This window comes from Spartinivicinus ruber (assembly GCF_011009015.1).
GTDB lineage: Bacteria > Pseudomonadota > Gammaproteobacteria > Pseudomonadales > Zooshikellaceae > Spartinivicinus > Spartinivicinus ruber.
Genome location: NZ_CP048878.1, coordinates 1448575 through 1465193 on the forward strand (window position 1 = coordinate 1448575; position 16619 = coordinate 1465193).

Annotated in this window: 10 protein-coding genes; 9 read left to right on the top strand and 1 reads right to left on the bottom strand. The window is 40.3% G+C overall.

Features of this window, described 5'->3' with window-relative positions; genetic code table 11:
- The first annotated feature begins 9 nt into the window (after positions 1 to 9).
- Together tssH and G4Y78_RS07055 are read left to right on the top strand one after the other, a co-directional pair.
- Positions 10 to 2640, top strand: coding sequence for a type VI secretion system ATPase TssH (tssH, locus tag G4Y78_RS07050; protein WP_163832362.1), 2631 nt, complete (start codon positions 10 to 12; stop codon positions 2638 to 2640).
- A 208-nt stretch (positions 2641 to 2848) separates the two neighbouring features.
- Positions 2849 to 4489, top strand: a complete 1641-nt coding sequence (locus G4Y78_RS07055; protein WP_163832363.1) for a sigma-54-dependent Fis family transcriptional regulator — start codon at positions 2849 to 2851, stop codon at positions 4487 to 4489.
- A 174-nt stretch (positions 4490 to 4663) separates the two neighbouring features.
- Here G4Y78_RS07055 and G4Y78_RS07060 read toward each other — a convergent pair whose 3' ends face one another.
- On the bottom strand, positions 4664 to 5014 hold the full coding sequence (locus tag G4Y78_RS07060) for a PilZ domain-containing protein (protein ID WP_268935058.1): 351 nt from the start codon (positions 5012 to 5014) through the stop codon (positions 4664 to 4666).
- Between the two features lie 576 nt (positions 5015 to 5590).
- Here G4Y78_RS07060 and G4Y78_RS07065 point away from each other — a divergent pair.
- From G4Y78_RS07065 to G4Y78_RS07095, 7 genes are all read left to right on the top strand, one after another.
- Positions 5591 to 8287 (top strand): S8 family serine peptidase, encoded by a 2697-nt coding sequence (locus G4Y78_RS07065; protein WP_163832365.1) that lies wholly within the window; start codon positions 5591 to 5593, stop codon positions 8285 to 8287.
- Positions 8288 to 8441: 154 nt separating this feature from the next.
- Positions 8442 to 8837: a hypothetical protein gene (locus G4Y78_RS07070; protein WP_163832366.1), complete on the top strand. Its 396-nt coding sequence runs from the start codon at positions 8442 to 8444 to the stop codon at positions 8835 to 8837.
- A 51-nt stretch (positions 8838 to 8888) separates the two neighbouring features.
- Entirely contained in the window at positions 8889 to 9299 is a 411-nt protein-coding gene (locus G4Y78_RS07075) for a hypothetical protein (protein WP_222937657.1), read from the top strand.
- A 368-nt stretch (positions 9300 to 9667) separates the two neighbouring features.
- Positions 9668 to 10777 carry a hypothetical protein gene (locus G4Y78_RS07080; protein ID WP_163832368.1) on the top strand — a complete coding sequence of 370 codons (1110 nt, stop codon included), beginning with the start codon at positions 9668 to 9670 and terminating at the stop codon, positions 10775 to 10777.
- 11 nt (positions 10778 to 10788) lie between these two features.
- The gene (locus tag G4Y78_RS07085; protein WP_163832369.1) at positions 10789 to 11634 is read left to right on the top strand and encodes a MotA/TolQ/ExbB proton channel family protein; all 846 of its coding nucleotides are present in this window, start codon (positions 10789 to 10791) and stop codon (positions 11632 to 11634) included.
- 12 nt (positions 11635 to 11646) lie between these two features.
- Entirely contained in the window at positions 11647 to 12315 is a 669-nt protein-coding gene (locus G4Y78_RS07090; protein WP_163832370.1) for an OmpA/MotB family protein, read from the top strand.
- A gap of 15 nt (positions 12316 to 12330) precedes the next feature.
- Positions 12331 to 16617 carry an AAA domain-containing protein gene (locus G4Y78_RS07095; RefSeq protein ID WP_163832371.1) on the top strand — a complete coding sequence of 1429 codons (4287 nt, stop codon included), beginning with the start codon at positions 12331 to 12333 and terminating at the stop codon, positions 16615 to 16617.
- Positions 16618 to 16619 lie beyond the last annotated feature (2 nt).

Below are 16619 nucleotides of genomic sequence, written 5' to 3' on the forward strand. Positions count from 1 at the left end.
ATTAAACTTATGAAGCTGGATCTCAACATTATCATTTCTGCACTCTCGCCAGAGAGTCGCCATGCAATGGAAAATGCAGCCAGTCGCTGTGTGGCCCGTGAAGGTTACGAGATCACAGCTGAAGATGTATTGCTTGAGTTAATGGTTGAAGAAGATGGCGAAGTTCAGAAAATTCTCAAGCATTATGAAATTGAGTTGAGTCAGTTGGAAAAATCTGTTCAGCAAGAGCAGGATATGCGGGGTGGTCACCATGGGCGACCAGTACTTTCCCGATTTTTGCAGGATTGGTTACAAGAAGCATATATATTGGCCCATGTGGCCCTGAAAATGGATGCTATAACACCTGGTATCTTGATTTGTACCATTTTAGATAATGAACTGCGCTTTTCCCGCCACGCCTATTATGACGTGTTAAGAGCAATCCCTGTTGATGAATTAAAGCAGCTGATCCAAGGACGTTGGGAAGTAGCAAATAAAACGGCTGCTGGTGCACAAGCAGCTGGTCAAACAGGTGAAGGGGGAGCGTTAAATAAATACACCATTAATTTCACTGAGCAAGCACATCAGGGCAAAATCGACCCGGTATTTTGCCGCGAGCAGGAAATACGGCAAATGGTTGATATTTTGTCTCGTCGCCGTAAAAACAACCCAATCTGTGTCGGCGAACCTGGTGTTGGTAAAACAGCGGTGGTTGAAGGTTTGGCTTTAAAAATTGTTCAGGGTGATGTGCCTTCGGTATTGCAGGATGTCACTTTATTAGGCTTGGATATGGGCCTTTTACAAGCCGGTGCTAGTGTTAAAGGGGAGTTTGAAAAAAGGCTGAAAGCCGTTATTAGTGAAATTCAGTCTTCAGTTAAACCGATTATTTTATTTATTGATGAAGCTCATACTCTAATTGGTGCTGGTAACCAGGCAGGAGGAGGTGATGCTGCTAACTTATTAAAGCCAGCCTTGGCCAGAGGGGATTTACGCACAGTTGCAGCAACCACTTGGTCTGAATATAAAAAATATTTTGAAAAAGACCCTGCATTGGCTCGTCGTTTCCAGCTGGTAAAATTAGATGAACCGGATGCTCATCAAGCTGCAATTATTTTACGAGGTTTAAAAGGCATTTATGAACAAACCCATGGGGTGTATGTGCGAGATGATGCAGTCGTCGCTGCAGCACAGTTGTCTGATCGCTATGTTTCTGGCCGCCAGTTACCGGATAAAGCCGTTGATGTGTTGGACACGGCTTGTGCTCGAATAAAAGTTAGTCTGGCTTCTAAACCTGCGCAAGTGGAAGATGCTGAATTTAAATTAGCCACCTTAGACCGAGAACGTTTAGGGATTGAACGAGACCAGCATATGGGCGTTCGCTTAAAAGAAGACAGGATAAGTGAATTAAATGATGAAGTAGCGAAAATTTCTGATCATTTAGCCATGTTGAAAGACCTTTGGCAGCAACAGCGGGATAAGGTCAATGAGATTCTAGAGTGGCGGGATAAACTTTACCAAGCCCAGGAAGCCGAAAAAGCAGCAAAAGAAGGTGAAGAAGAGCCTGAGGAAACGGTGGTTGAAATTACTCGGTCACTACAACAGGCAGAAGATGAGCTAGCCGAGTTACAAAAAGAATATCCGCTGGTCAACTATGAAGTCAGCCCATTAGTGATTGCCCAGGTGATTGCTGCCTGGACAGGCATCCCTGCTGGGAAAATGTTGGCTGATACCTCAGCAGGTGCGTTAAATTTTGTGGAGCAAATGCAGCTGCGGGTAAAAGGGCAGAGCCATGCCATTATTGAAATCGACAAAGCGCTTAAAGCAGCCAAAGTTGGTTTGAATAACCCAAATACACCCACAGGCGTGTTTTTATTGGTTGGACCTAGTGGAGTGGGTAAAACTGAAACCGCATTAAATGTAGCTGATCTGAATTTTGGTGGTGAGCGATTCATGACCACCATTAATATGTCTGAGTTTCAGGAAAAACACACCGTATCGCGTTTAGTAGGCTCTCCTCCCGGTTATGTGGGGTATGGTGAAGGTGGGGTATTAACCGAAGCTGTACGACAACGGCCTTATTCTTTAGTGTTGCTTGACGAAGTTGAAAAAGCCGATCTTGAGGTGATGAACCTGTTTTATCAGGTGTTTGACAAGGGCAGTTTATCAGATGGTGAAGGCCGCGAAATCGACTTTAAAAACACGCTTGTTTTTATGACCAGTAACTTGGCTTCAGACATTATTTGTAAGTTGTGTGAGGGTGGTAAAAAGCCAACCCAGGAGGGGTTGGTAGAAGCAATTCGACCAACCTTAAGTGCTCACTTTAAACCAGCCTTATTAGCCAGAATGAAAATAGTGCCGTTCTTCCCTATTGATCAGAAAGTCATGGAAGAGTTGGTTGTATTGAAGCTGAAGAAGCTAGGTCAACGGTTGAAGGAAAAGCAGAAGCTTGAGTTAGTGTATGGGGATGATTTTGTTGAGCAAATGGCTTCCCGTTGCACAGAAGTAGAGGCAGGGGCCAGAAATATTGACCAACTGATTAATGGTGCCCTTTTACCAAAAATATCAGACTGTCTGCTAAACCTAGCTGGCGAGCACGAACAATATAGCCAATTACAAGTCAGCATTAGTGAAAATAAGGAGTTTGTTGTAACCCCACAATAAATTTTACCTCTACTTCAGTCTAATTACCCTGCATTAGCAGGGTAGTTGTAGCCAAAGCGAATGGTTTTTAGGGGCGGCCGTCCAGCGATGAAACTTCATGAGTTTATGTTTTTATAAATGATTGGGGTGAGTTGCGACGACAACAAACCCTAAAAATCATTCGAGAAGGGTATAGAATCAAATATTTTATTTATGAGGTATGGAGACCGTGCAGTACCATCAAACTCAACTTCAAGCCTTACTTGCTTCAACGGCCGCTTTTGCCACCGAGCAAAACATCAATGTATTATTAAAGAAAATCGTAATCCATGCTGGTGAAGTGATTTCTGCTGAAGGCGCAGCCATTTTTATGTTGGATGTCACGAAAACCTACCTAAACCTGAAAGTAGCGAAATGGCAGGATAAGCTGCAAGAAGTCAATGAAACAGAAGGTATTCCTCTACAGTCTGTTGGTCAGTTTAATACAGAGAATATTTGTGTATTTGCAGCATTAACTGGCAAGCCTCAGTTAATTGATGATGTTTATACAGGGTTTACGGGTTTTGATTTTTCTGCGATTTATGATCAAGATAAACGCTATGGCACTAAAACCCATTCATTAATGGTGGTGCCATTACGTGATCATGAAGAAAAAACCTTGGGGGTGTTGTTATTAGCCAATGCTAGCAATCAACAAGGGGAGTCTGCTTCGTTTGTTGCTATGAAAGCGTTAGCCTTATCTTTTGCTGCTCATGCTGCTGTGGCATTAAATAATGCTTACTTGATTGATGCCAATAAAAAACTGATCAATTTATTAGGCGAAACCAATCAACAGTTGGAAGAGGAGAACAAAAACTTAAAACAAAACCGTAAACGTCTAAATAGTTACCAAATTATTGGTGAAAGTAAGGCTATGCAACAAGTGTATGCCTTGATGGATAAAGTAGTCACTTCTCCAGTCAATGTCTTATTGCGTGGTGAAACTGGCACGGGGAAAGAAGTATTTGCTCGTGCAATTCATAATAATAGTGAACGTAGTGATAAACCTTTTATTACCCAAAACTGTGCTGCTGTGCCAGAACAATTATTGGAAAGTGAGCTGTTTGGCTATAAAAAAGGTAGCTTTACCGGAGCTAATACTGATAAAAAAGGCTTATTTGATGAAGCCAATGGTGGTACCTTATTTCTTGATGAAATTGGCGATATGCCGTTAAATTTGCAAGCCAAATTATTGCGGGCTTTGCAAGAAGGGGAAGTGAGACCATTAGGTGCAACCAAATCTCATAAAGTGGATGTAAGAATTATTGCAGCTACCCATTGTAATTTAGAAGAAAAAATAACAGCTGGCAGTTTTAGAGAGGATTTATACTATCGGTTAAGTGTTTTTCCTATATTTCTGCCAGCATTAAGAGAGCGAGGGGATGATGTGCTAGTTTTGGCGAAGCACTTTATCAAGCTGTATGCTAAAACCTATGCTAACCCAACTGCTCGCTTAGCACCTTCTACAGTAGAAATATTAAAGAACTATTCATTCCCTGGTAATGTTCGGCAATTGCAGAATATTATTGAACGAGCGGTATTATTGGCTGATACCGGCACGGCTATTTTACCAGAACATTTACCCGAACAAGTCTGTAACCCCGAACCAGAACAGCCTGTAATAGAACAATTTTCACTGGAAAATTTACCCATCAAAAAATCATTAAAAGAAGCAGTTCAGGATTATGAAATTGCTTTAATTGAACGTTATCTGCAAGCTAATAACTGGAACCAAACCCGCACAGCTGAAGTTCTCAACATGCCTAGGAGAACATTAGTGGAAAAAATAAATCGCTATAAAATAGCAACTAAAGGAAAGCGAGGAGGATAATTAACTATACCTTCTACCTTCGCGAAAGTCGCTTTTAGCTCCCTCTTCCTCTGGGACGCTGTCACCCCATATCCGCTAGCTTTTGCGACAGCCTAAGGGGGAGGTTAGCTTGTGCCACAGTTTTAATCCCCCCTTTGATAAAGGGGGCTAGGTGGGATTTTTATTAAAGGTGTCTTAAAGTGAACCTTCTGCAAACCTGGTTAGGAATGTTTGGTCTTCAGGTTGAATCTCTATAAACAGCAGCCCTAATTGAAAAGCATCTGCTTTTGCAATCACATGGCGCACCTCAGCTGTTGTATTGATCACTGTTTTTTTATTTTGGATTAGTGCTTGTATCGTCAGCGAAATGACCTGAGGCTTTTTAAAGTAACCTTCTGTTGCTATCAATACACCATGTTTTGAAACGTTGACTGTGGTTGCAGGAATCGTTCGACCTTGTTTGTCATCTTTGATCGCTACTTGCCATTTCACTGCACGCCTGACAGACTGGCGCTTTTCATGGAAGGACGGAGTATTAATAACCAACTCCCTAAATATTCAACAAAGATTAGTTGTTTATAAAAGTATAGCAATAAACCTTTCCCTGGGGGGGTATTCTGAGTTTAAAGTTGTTCTTGTGGTTTATAGAGGTAGGCTCTGCTTTGAGATGGTTTTCACTGTGCCATCGTTTTATCCCAAGAGGCTGTCGCAAAAGGTTATGAGCTAAGCAAAGACAAGGCAAAAATCGGAGAAAAAGAGGAGTTTATACTCAATAAATGAGCACTTTGAGTTGATTTTTAACACAGCATTTGCAAACGCAGTAGTTTTGCGACAGCCCCCTCTGGAAGAGGGTATTATAATTACTTTAAAACCACCGCAATTAAAGTTGCTGTCACTAGTTTTGCAGTAGCAAACTGTCAGCACTGTTGATTCATACGACGGGTCTTTTTTAGTTAAGAATCGGTTTTCATTAGACGACAGCAGCTTTGGAAAAAGGTGACAGGCTATTCTATATTGTTAAGTGAGCGAAGTGCTTGTATCAGTAACTCTGAAGATGCAGGTTGCAGATGAGGGACTTTGTTATGTTGTAAAGTTAAGCTGTAAATTCAGAGGTGTACTCATATGGTCGCGAAAAGAATTTATTTTCTCTGTAGACCGTTAACTCTTCTGATCTGCACATTATTTTTATTATTGTCAATTGATATTGCTTGGAGTGCCCCTCCTTATTTCCAGCAGGGTAAAATAGCCAAGTATCCTTCTTTTGGTACCCCCCGCCGTACCAGCACTACACCCCACATGTCGCAGAACCATATTTTGATAGAGCTAGGAAAAGGGGTTGATGAATCGAAGTTTCTTGAGCGAGCTAGAGGCCAAGGGCTTCGTAAAATAGGGCGGGTATATGGTAGTCGTTGGTTGGCAATGGCTATTCCTGTCGCTATGACACCTAGAGGAGCAGCGGCTGCTGCTAGAGGGTTACCTGGCGTTGTAAGATCAACTCCTGACTTGATGGTGGAGGCCTACCATCACCTTTCGCCGGCGACTCCACCTTATGTTGATGATCCCTACTATATATTTGACGACAACCCCAGTACAAAACCTTGCAATCCATGCACGGCTGAGGAGCTTATTGACCAATGGAATCTTTTTCGGGTTGACGCGGAGAATGGTTGGAACACTGAAACAGGTGGTGTTGATGGGAAAGGCAATGAGATTGTTATTGCCATAATTGATAGTGGCATTGATTTGGATCATGACGACCTGGCAGATAATATCTGGCACAACCCTGGTGAAGTGTTGAACGGAATAGATGATGATGGCAATGGTTTCGTGGATGACCTGTATGGTATGGACTTTGTAGGGGCTGGTACAGGAAGCCTTTTTGATGACCCTTCATCTCAGGATGCTAATCCTGACATACCCGATGGTGGAATGTGGGTCCAGGATTTTAATGCCCCCTGGTGGTGGCGTTTTGATGGAGACCCTGCTTCAGGGGATGCCCTTGATAATAACGGTGACTTTTATATCGACCTGGGTGTTTTTCACGGAACGTTAGTGGCTGGTGTTGCTGCTGCGGCGACCAATAACATAAATCCGGCGACCAATACCTATGAAGGTTTTGCAGGTGCTTGTTGGAATTGCAAACTCATGGCCGTGCGTATGATCGATGCCGAGGGTGGAGGGCTGATGTCCAATGCTGCCGCGGCTATTTACTATGCAGCTGATAACGGGGCGGATGTTATTAACGCCAGTTGGGGTGTCGATACAAATGGTCTTAACCCTGCTGATGTGGAGATTGTTCGTCAAGCTATCGAGTATGCTGTGGGAAAAGGCGTCATTGTTGTTGCAGCAACAGGTAATTCAGGAGCCGCTGGAATTGCTTTTCCTGCGGTGATGGCTGAGGTTATCGCCATTGGCTCCTCTAACTGGGTGGATGATAAGTCACAATTTTCCAGTTATGCGCATGCCCTCGAAATTCCGGATGATGGAGTTGATAACGATGGCAATGGTTGGGTTGACGATGTAGTGGATGTTGTTGCGCCAGGTGAGTTTATCTGGAACAGCACAGTTATTAGCGCTTATGAAGCGTTTCTTCTTAATGGTTGGGATTGGTTTTGCTGTGCTGATAACCCAGCCCCGAGTGCCTGGTTTCCGGGGGAGGATGCTTATACTCGATCAGACGGTACCTCTTTTTCTACACCGTTAGTAGCCGGGTACATTGGAGTATTGCTTTCAGCCAATTGTGATGCATCAGCTAATGAGGTGCGCCAGGCAATTAGAGATAACGCCCTGGATGTAGGACCAACTGGTTATGATAATTATACAGGGTATGGCCGACTGCAGTTTGTCGTACCAATCAACCTGGGGACGGGAAACTGTGGTGGCGATGGAAGTGGCGAAAACCAGTCACCAACAGCAAATGCAGGCCCTGATCAACAGGTGATTGATGTAGGAAAACCCGGTGAGCAAGTTACTTTGAGTGGAAGTTACTCTGTAGACCCTGATGGCACTATTGTTGAGTATGTGTGGAAAGAAAATGGCGCTATTGTTGCCAACGGTAAAACACCAACAATCACCCTTGGTGTTGGAATGCATGATCTGACCCTGACGGTGAAGGATGATAATAATGCCACGGACTCAGATACCGTGCGTATTGAGGTTTGTAAGAAAAGCTGCACCAGCTCTGGTAACGAGAGCCCAGTTGCCCAGGATGACACATATAATCTTGCTTCAGCTAGCGACACCCTCACGATTAATGTGCCAGGTGTGCTTAATAATGATAGTGATCCAAATGGCGATCCGCTAACAGCGCAATTGGTAGGCGGACCAGCTAATGCCCAAACGTTTACTTTTAACCCAGATGGTAGTTTCAGCTACACCCACGATGGTGGCGTCACCACCAATGATAGCTTTACTTATCAAGCATCAGATGGTGTCAATCAAAGTGAAATAGCTACTGTTACCCTTACTATTGGGGGTGGAAATGCTCACTCAATGTATATGGCAAACGTCAAGTTTGAACAGAAGGGGCGAGGACTTAATGTAACTGTCACCGTGCGTTATGACTCTGATGCTGATGGTATTTCTGAGAACAGTGATGCAGGGGTTGGAAAGGCGCTTGTGTACGGCACACTTTGTTCTTTGAGCTTTGGTGACTGTCATTTTGTTAACATGCCCATTGGTACAGGTGGAAATGGGCAGGCCACCTATAAACTCTTTGATGCTGTGGGAGAATACGAATACCGCTGGACGGATATAGTGCACGAGATTTATAACTGGAATCCTGATCTAGACATTTCAAACCCTGCTGTGAGTCCGTAAATTGATGGGAATTGAAAACCTAAGCCTGGTGGTTAGAAAATACTACTCATTTGGTGTTTATATGGATTTAAATCCCATTCATGTTAAATTGGCAATGAGTTAGTGGAGTTAGAGTGCTATTTATTTGATGGTAATATTTACATGGAGATATTGAATGAATATTTGGATTTTAAGTGCAGGTATCTTGGGAATTTTGACTTCATTGGTGCATATTTTTGCTGGCCAGATCGACCCTGTAAGACCTTTTCTTAATTCAGAACTAGCTGATATCCCCAAAGCAACGCTATTAGCTTGTTGGCATATGGTGTCTTTGATTTTAGTTATTTCTTCAGGCGTATTTACTTACGTTGGGTGGATGAATGCTGATTATATGGTAATGGTAGTATTAGGCCTTTCAATAACCTACGTAACTTTTGCTGCTGTTTTTATCTTTGTAGGGTGGTACTTTTTTAGGTATCACGGACTCATCAAACTTCCACAGTGGGTATTATTACTTCCTATTGGTATCTTAGGTTGTATAGGTTCAGTGTCAGTTGACTTCATTCATTAGTCGTTATGGGTAATCGAGAATCAAGTGATGAATAGAAAGGGAGTGTGGGCTTTGGTTGCTGCTGCAATCATATCTGTAGCAACTGCAGTTGCTCATTTATCATGTATCTTTATTGGACCATCATGTTATCGAACTCAAATGGTGCTGCCAGAAATTGTACAGTCAACAGTTGATGGTACCTTGGTAGCACCAGTAAGTACAATTGTAGTTTCTTTGTTGTTTATTGCTTGTGGTTTTTTTGCTTTATCAGGTGCTGGTATTATAAGAAAACTACCATTTCTTCATTTGGGCTTAATGTGTATTTCTGCTTTATGTGTTTTGCGAGGGGTTAGCACCATTCCCTTATCCTTCCTTTTTACAGAAATGGTAAGTACTTTTAGTCTATCTGCTGGTGTGATTTGGCTTTTAACTGGTATGCTATTTATGTACGGTTATTTTTGTGTACGGTGTGTGGATTCATAATCGAATGAAAGCTGATACTTATTCATCAGATAAAGTATATTCTTTGTCTAGGCATACGCGACATTTAGAGTCTAGTTAAATCATTCAAGTGGAAAAATATGCAATAATTATTGCATGTTGTTGAAAAATTAAAAATTGTTATTAGAAGTGCCCTTTAATTAATTTGATAAATTAATTATTGAAGGCTAGATAAGCAGATTTAGTTTTATTGTTGATTAAAGTGATACTGGCTTTAGTAATCTAAAGTATATACACAACCGGTAGTGTTAATTCTATAAGAGTGTTTCTGTGTGCCACTTCACAGCAAATAGGTTTGCAGTATAGCATGATACACATCCCAAAAAGGCGGTATAAAGGTAAATGATCCTTTGATAGAGCACTCTTTAAAAAAATCTAATCTCCTTATTACCCGAAACCACGAAGTAGATCTTTCAAAAGCAATTTATTCAACGAGTTTATCATCTGCTTCTATAGATGATGAAACACAGCTGTTTTATATCACCATTGATAAAGTTTTATATCAGCACCCTGTAGAAGTAATAGAGAAAGTTTTGCATGCCAATGGGTTTTCCTTAAATTTGGAAAACATTTTGGCATGTATGGATGATTTTAAAATTGGTACATCGGTGCAGCTGGATAATGAGTTTTCAAAAAAAGGGGAACCTGTCAGCTTTATCCACTGTATTCAGTTTCGGCTACCGCAGAAATCATCAGTAGGACCAACCCTTAGTAAGTTCTATGAAGAAATTGAGTCCTATGAGTCAATAATTGCTGACTTAAAAGATAGCCAGACAAGTAAGGGAACTTTTGCAAAACGAGAGGATGAAAGCAGGCAAAAAATTCAGGCGCTTGAAGCGGAAAATAGATCGCTAAAAATGCAACTGAGTTTGCTGCAAAGCCAGCTAGATAATGCAGTTAAGTTAGTTGAAAAAGCGAACAAAACACTGGAAAGTCAGAATTATCTGCCTTCCAATGTCCTACGGGCGGAAGTGCGTGAAATTAATATTGAAGACCGTATGGTTATAGTTAAGTCTGGCAAGACGACAATAAACTTACCCTTGTTTATGTGTGATATATTACCTGAACCTGGTGATTGTTGTTTGGTTCATGTAGAACAAGGAAATACCTTAGGTTGTTTCTTTTTCAATAAACAACGAAGACCTTTGCAGCCGCAGTTGGCTAAAGTTATTTTAGTAAAAAATAACTTGTGTAAAATTCGTGATGAAAATAGAAATACCTGGCTGATACAGGCAAAAAATCCTGTTGAATATAATTTTTTTAGAACCCTTAAAAATGGCGATCATCTATTGATTTATTTGTTGGATGGTAAGCCATTACGATTTGAATCATTATTACGCCCAAATATTAAGTCTTACGCAGATAGCGTTCAAGAATCGATACAAAAGTTTCAAATAGAACGGTCAGAAAAGATGCCACCACAAAGTGGGGATAAAGACCAAATGGGTGAAGATAACTAAGGCTAAGAGTAATGGAAGGACTAAAGCTAAAAAAATATTTGCATACCACAAATAAAAAGTTTGACCCCTTTGCGTTGATCATTGGCTTTGGGGGATTTGTTGCTGTGGGTTATGCCTTGGGCCTGAAAGAAGATATTAATACCTTTTTGGATTTACGGTCTTTATTGATTGTAATTTGTGGTACTTTTGCCAGTATTTTATTTCAGTTTGACTTTAGGTCTTGTGCTTCCAGTGTCAAGCTGGTACTTGGCTCATTTTTTGGCACCCCTGGCAGGAAAGTTAACAATACGTTGATTGAACTCGATCGGGCGATTATCGGTAATGGAAAATTAACCGAACTGCGTGAAGGTGAAAATATCAACGGTGAACTTTTAAATGACATTATTTACATGCACAAGCAGGGGTTATTTTTTGAGGAGATTGATGAGTTTGTCACCTCAAGGATACGTGATGAAATTTTAAAGCGTAAAGTTTCCGTTGATATACTGCGCCGGGCGGCAATTATTGCTCCCGCACTGGGGCTTTTTGGAACGGTGATCGGACTTATCGGCGTATTAAGGTCACTGAATGACCCCAGTGAAATAGGTCCCTCAATGTCGTTGGCGTTAATGACTACTGCCTATGGTGCAGGTTTAGGCTCTATTGTATTTACGCCGTTATCCGGACGTTTAGAGCATCATAATATTATTTATTTGGCTGCACATGAGCAGCTTTTAAATAAAATTGGTATTTTAATAAAACGGGAAGAAAACAGTATAGACTCTCAGTTTTTATCAGAAACTGAGTTTAATCAAGATGCAGAGTACAACACAGCGTTTGACTCGCAAGCTGAAACCTATTCTGAAGATAGCATATAGGGGTCAGACTCAATGAGAATGTCTGAATTAGACCTTAACCTTGAGCAACAGGATGATAGCGAAAGCAAGACGGCTTTCTACATCAGTTTCAGTGATTTGATGGTGATGTTGGGGGTATTTTTTGTCATGTTGCTTTCAATTAGTAAAGTAGATGTTGGCTCGTTTGAAAAAGTAAAAACGAGTGTTACTGGAAATACAGCAGGCACATTGGTTGAGCTGAGCAATCAGTTAGCCAGTATTGTTGAAAATAATGCTGGTGTCTCGGGCGTGTCTGTACGTATGGCTGAAGATGGTATTCGGTTGGTTTTAGATACGCGGGCACTTTTTGAAACAGGAAGTGCCAATTTAAAGCCGCAAGCATTGGAGTCACTAGAGCCAATACTCCTTAGTATATTAGCAACCAAATACACGATTGATGTTGAAGGGCACACGGATGATGCGCCTTTACATCATTACTATCGGATGAATAACGAATTTATGTTGGAGACTAACTGGTCTTTAAGTGGTAGGCGTGCTAGTAGTGTTATTCACTTTTTATTGCAGTTTGGTTTTACTGACGAACGGTTAAGACTAGTGGGGTATGCTAGCACCCGTCCGATTAATAGCACTATTGGAAAAAGTGGCACTGCATTAGAGGCCGCTAGAGCGAATAATCGCCGGGTATCATTACTTATTAAATAAAGTGTGTATTAATCAATGCGGTTTTTAACTAACAAAAATATAGAGCAGGGTGTTTCTGCAAAGTATGATCGTAAAAATCGCTTTGTAGTAAAACGCTATAAGACCAAAGCTGGTTTCTTTATCTACTTGCTTACAAATAGCAGTAATAATGATCGTTTAGTTATTCCGCATCATTTAATGGATCGTTTTCGAGCCTTTCTTGTGAAAGTGCTTGAACGAATGGAAGGAATGCCCGTTCAAGATATTGAAATTGATGATAAATTAGCCTTTAAGGATGCTGAATATTATCGATTTGAATATTCTACAAATACGCTGGAGCATTTAACCATTGTTGACCTGAATAATGCAGGTCGTTTTAATATTTATCGGGAAGCGGTTAATACGGTTATTGAGCTACTTTACGACCCTTGGTTGGACCACCCCAATGGGGTTTTTGACCGGATTATTGATTATCACAAGCTATTCCAGTTTACATTTAATGAAGGCAGTGAAAGTATCACCAGCGGATTATCAGTTCGTCGCAATACACTGATTGAAATGGGGGATTACATTCCTCTGGAAAAAAATGCGCAACAGCATGTTATTGCTATTACAACTGATCCTGATTCATTCGACAAAAGTGTTAAAGGTAGCGCCAGTAAAAAAACGACTGATGCTAAAAATCTTGAGTTTAAAAGAAAGCTGGGTGAGCGTAACACGGAACAGAACCTCACGATAGATTACGACACTTTATTCGGGTCATCATCCAGCAAAAAAGCCAAGCGCCCGGTTAAACCTAAATCAGCTGGGCCTTCTGCCAAAATAACCAATACAAGTTGTCCATTACCTTTGCTGGCAGGTAATATTAAGTCTCATACTGCAAAGGTTTATAAATGTGAATTAACCTCAGAAGATGCCTCTGCACTTAGGAAAGGTGTGCTTGCTGATCGAGATGCTGAGCATTTGCTAGGGTTTGAAATATTCACCGCCATATTCAAGAAAAATGGAAAGCTGAAAAGCTTCAGCTTTCCCCTCTATTATATGAATGTAAAAGTAGAGGAATCTGGTCGGTTTTTACATATTTACCCGCCGGAAAATGGTGATGTATATCTAAACCATCTGAGTTTAGCCGTTTTCATCGAAAATTTTTCAAACTCCAAAAAAAGTGATCCGTTAGAATCATTTTTTAACACGCTATTATCTCAAAAAATAGAGATTGACAAAAAACTACATAATATCTCTATTCGTCGCCAACTGCCTTATAGTGAAGATGTATTTCGACAAACAAGAGAAATACTTATTGGTAAGAAAGGTGAGAATGGTAAAGGGGGGATCATTGAAAACCTGAACATCATTGGTATCGAGTGTGATTTAGGCTCCGTGGTGCTCTATCGAGCTGATCGAAACCCTTCGCCCTTAACCAGGGCATTAGATCTGGATTTAAAGAAAATTCAGCGTACTGCTCATGAATACCCGCATAAATTTTATTCATCCTTGTTAGGGAAATTTTTAAACCCGGAATTAAAAACGAATGCCGTTAATGTTGATAAATTTTGTTCTACACCACTTAGCCCTGGCACATTAACAAAGTCATCTAAGGCATTACTACAGAACTTAAATAATCATGATCTAGTACTGTTGGAGGGCCCACCTGGCACAGGTAAAACCTTTACCATTCGAAACTTATTAATTCATTGTTTAAATTCTAATAAAAAGTTGCTGATTGTAAGTGATCAGCAAGCAGCGATTCATGCACTTAATGAGAAAATTCAAGAATACTTAGTCGGTAAAGATGCTACAGCGCTGACTGCTGCGAGCACAATAAACTTATGGAAGAGTGCAATTAAGGTTGTTGATGAAGTTCCTTCAAGTACAGATGATTTGGGGTTGTGGATAAACAAGTTGTCCCAAATGCTAGTGATGGATTTATCTCGAGAGCAGGACTGGCCAAATGATAATCCGAAAATACTAGAAGCTATACAACAGCTGGATGTAGAGTATCAGGAAACCAAAGAAAGTATTGCAAGAGTGCTTGATAAAAGCTTTGATTTGGTTAATCGAAAAAACCAAATCTTACCAAAAATTCATCACCCTAGTAATCACGATGATATATCAGACCTCACTGCATTTTTGGTGTTTATTGGCTCGGGAGATTTATCCAAAGCGAATAAGTCAAATGATTATCGCAAGCATTTGTTATTAGCAAAGCAGTTTATTGAATGTAGGCAAGAAATGCTAAACAGTTACTATGCTACTTGCTATCCGGATTTTGAGTTTAGAAGGGGAACTATAGAAAAACTGGAGTCCATTGTTTCAGATCATATTAATATTTTGCAGTTACTTATTAAGGAAAAGCCTAGAAAGGAGGATGAATTTTATAATCTATTTCAAACTGAGGTAGAGTCTTATATATGCTCTTTTTTAGTGGACCATTGGACCAAATGCTTTAGTGTGCTTACTAATAGTTCTATTACCAGAAAGGTTATGGCTACCTTTATACATCCTTGTCTTGATGTATGGAAGTCACTTTTAAAACAACTGCTATTCCATCAAGAATTCATTGCTATCATTAAAAAATGTGGAGACCCTGACAAACTACTACGCCAATTTGATCAAATCCACCATTTTCTTGATCCTAACCAGGTTGAAGTTGAATATTGTTTGGCATTTGATATCTGCCAGTACCTTTCAAGTGGTTATAGGGAAGCTTCAATAAACTATCATCTTGAGCAATTGGTAAAAATTCAACAAAAGCGAGATATGCTGATAAAAGAAATGTGTCTGCTGAAGTTAACCGGCATATCTAAACAGACAATTGCGAATCAGGAAAGTGGAACGAATAAAGCGACTAAAATTATCAATCTTTTGGAATCTTTGAAATCGTGTAATTCCATTGATATCGGTAGTGGCGCATCCATTTTAAAAGACCTTCAAGATGCGCTATGGGATAGCTTCCCCATATGGATTTGTCGCAAGCAAGCAGTTCCCTTTTTGTTTCCTTCTCAAGAAAACATGATTGACTTGGTAGTCGTCGATGAAGCAGGACAGTGCAGGGTTGATGATGCGTTACCTCTGTTATATCGAGCGAAAAAGCTAATGGTGGTGGGTGATGACAAACAAACTGTGTTTAATAAAAACTCAATTATAGATGACTACCTGTTTCGTGAAGCAGAATTAGAGGAACATTTACGTAGCATTCAGGCACGTGGGGTTAAAGGGGGAGGATCAAACCTATTTGAACTGGTTAAGTCTATCAAGCAAGGAGGGGTGTTACTGGACGAACATTATCGGTGTCCTCCATCAATAATCTCCTACTCAAATGAATATGTTTATAATAATGACTTGAAAATTATGCAGTGGCAGTTGCCTAATTCAAATCCTTCTGTTGTCGTAGATTATAGTGAAAAAGTTGCTACCAGCAATAAAAAAACCACCAGTTGGAAATATAAAGGAATCGAGACGGAAATGGTTAATCGATTCTTTAATTTTATTGTGAAAACAATAAAGAAAATAGAAAGAGAAACTAAACAGCCTATTAATATGGAAACTGATGTGGCTATTTGCTATTTTCTTTTGAAAAATGAGCAATATATAAAAGACAATAAATCAAAGTTTCTAACAAAGCTTGATCGAGGCCGTGATGTATTAGATGGCGCTGGTGCAGCCCTTCAGGGTAAAGAAAGAGATTATATATTTTACTATTGGGATATTAGTAGTTCAAACTTGGCGGCATTTAGGCAAGGAGATGATCCTGATAAAAGGAAGGGTGAACTCAATGTATTGATGAGCAGACCAAAGGTAAGAGCTTTCCACTACCTTCATAGAGATTTTGAAAAGTTAAATCATAATACTGCTACAATCACCAATTACTTGTGGGATACTTTTCGTTTACAAAATAAGAAAAGTACCAGGATTCGGTCTAATCATACCTATGTTGGGGCTGATAGAAGAGCTGGGCATTCAATGATTTCTATTCTAGCCCATTTATGGAGTTGCCGCTCTATACCTGCTGGGAGTATCTATGACCCATTTTTTAATATTATCATTGGTAATCCAAAGCAAAAAGTGGACTTGATGTTGGTACCGAAAGCTGATTCAAAAATTATGTCACAAGAAAAATCTATCGCTGTGGTTGATTTGAGCGCTTTTAGCATGAGTGATAACCCGACAGATGATGTGGTGGATTATTATTTTCAGTTGCAAAGAGCGGTTCCACGCGTGGAACCAGTATTTACCTTTATACATGAAATAGCTGATGAGAGATCGGGCGCTTATCAGCAAGTTGAAAAGAAGATACTGGCAGAGGTACTGCATCGAAAATAAGC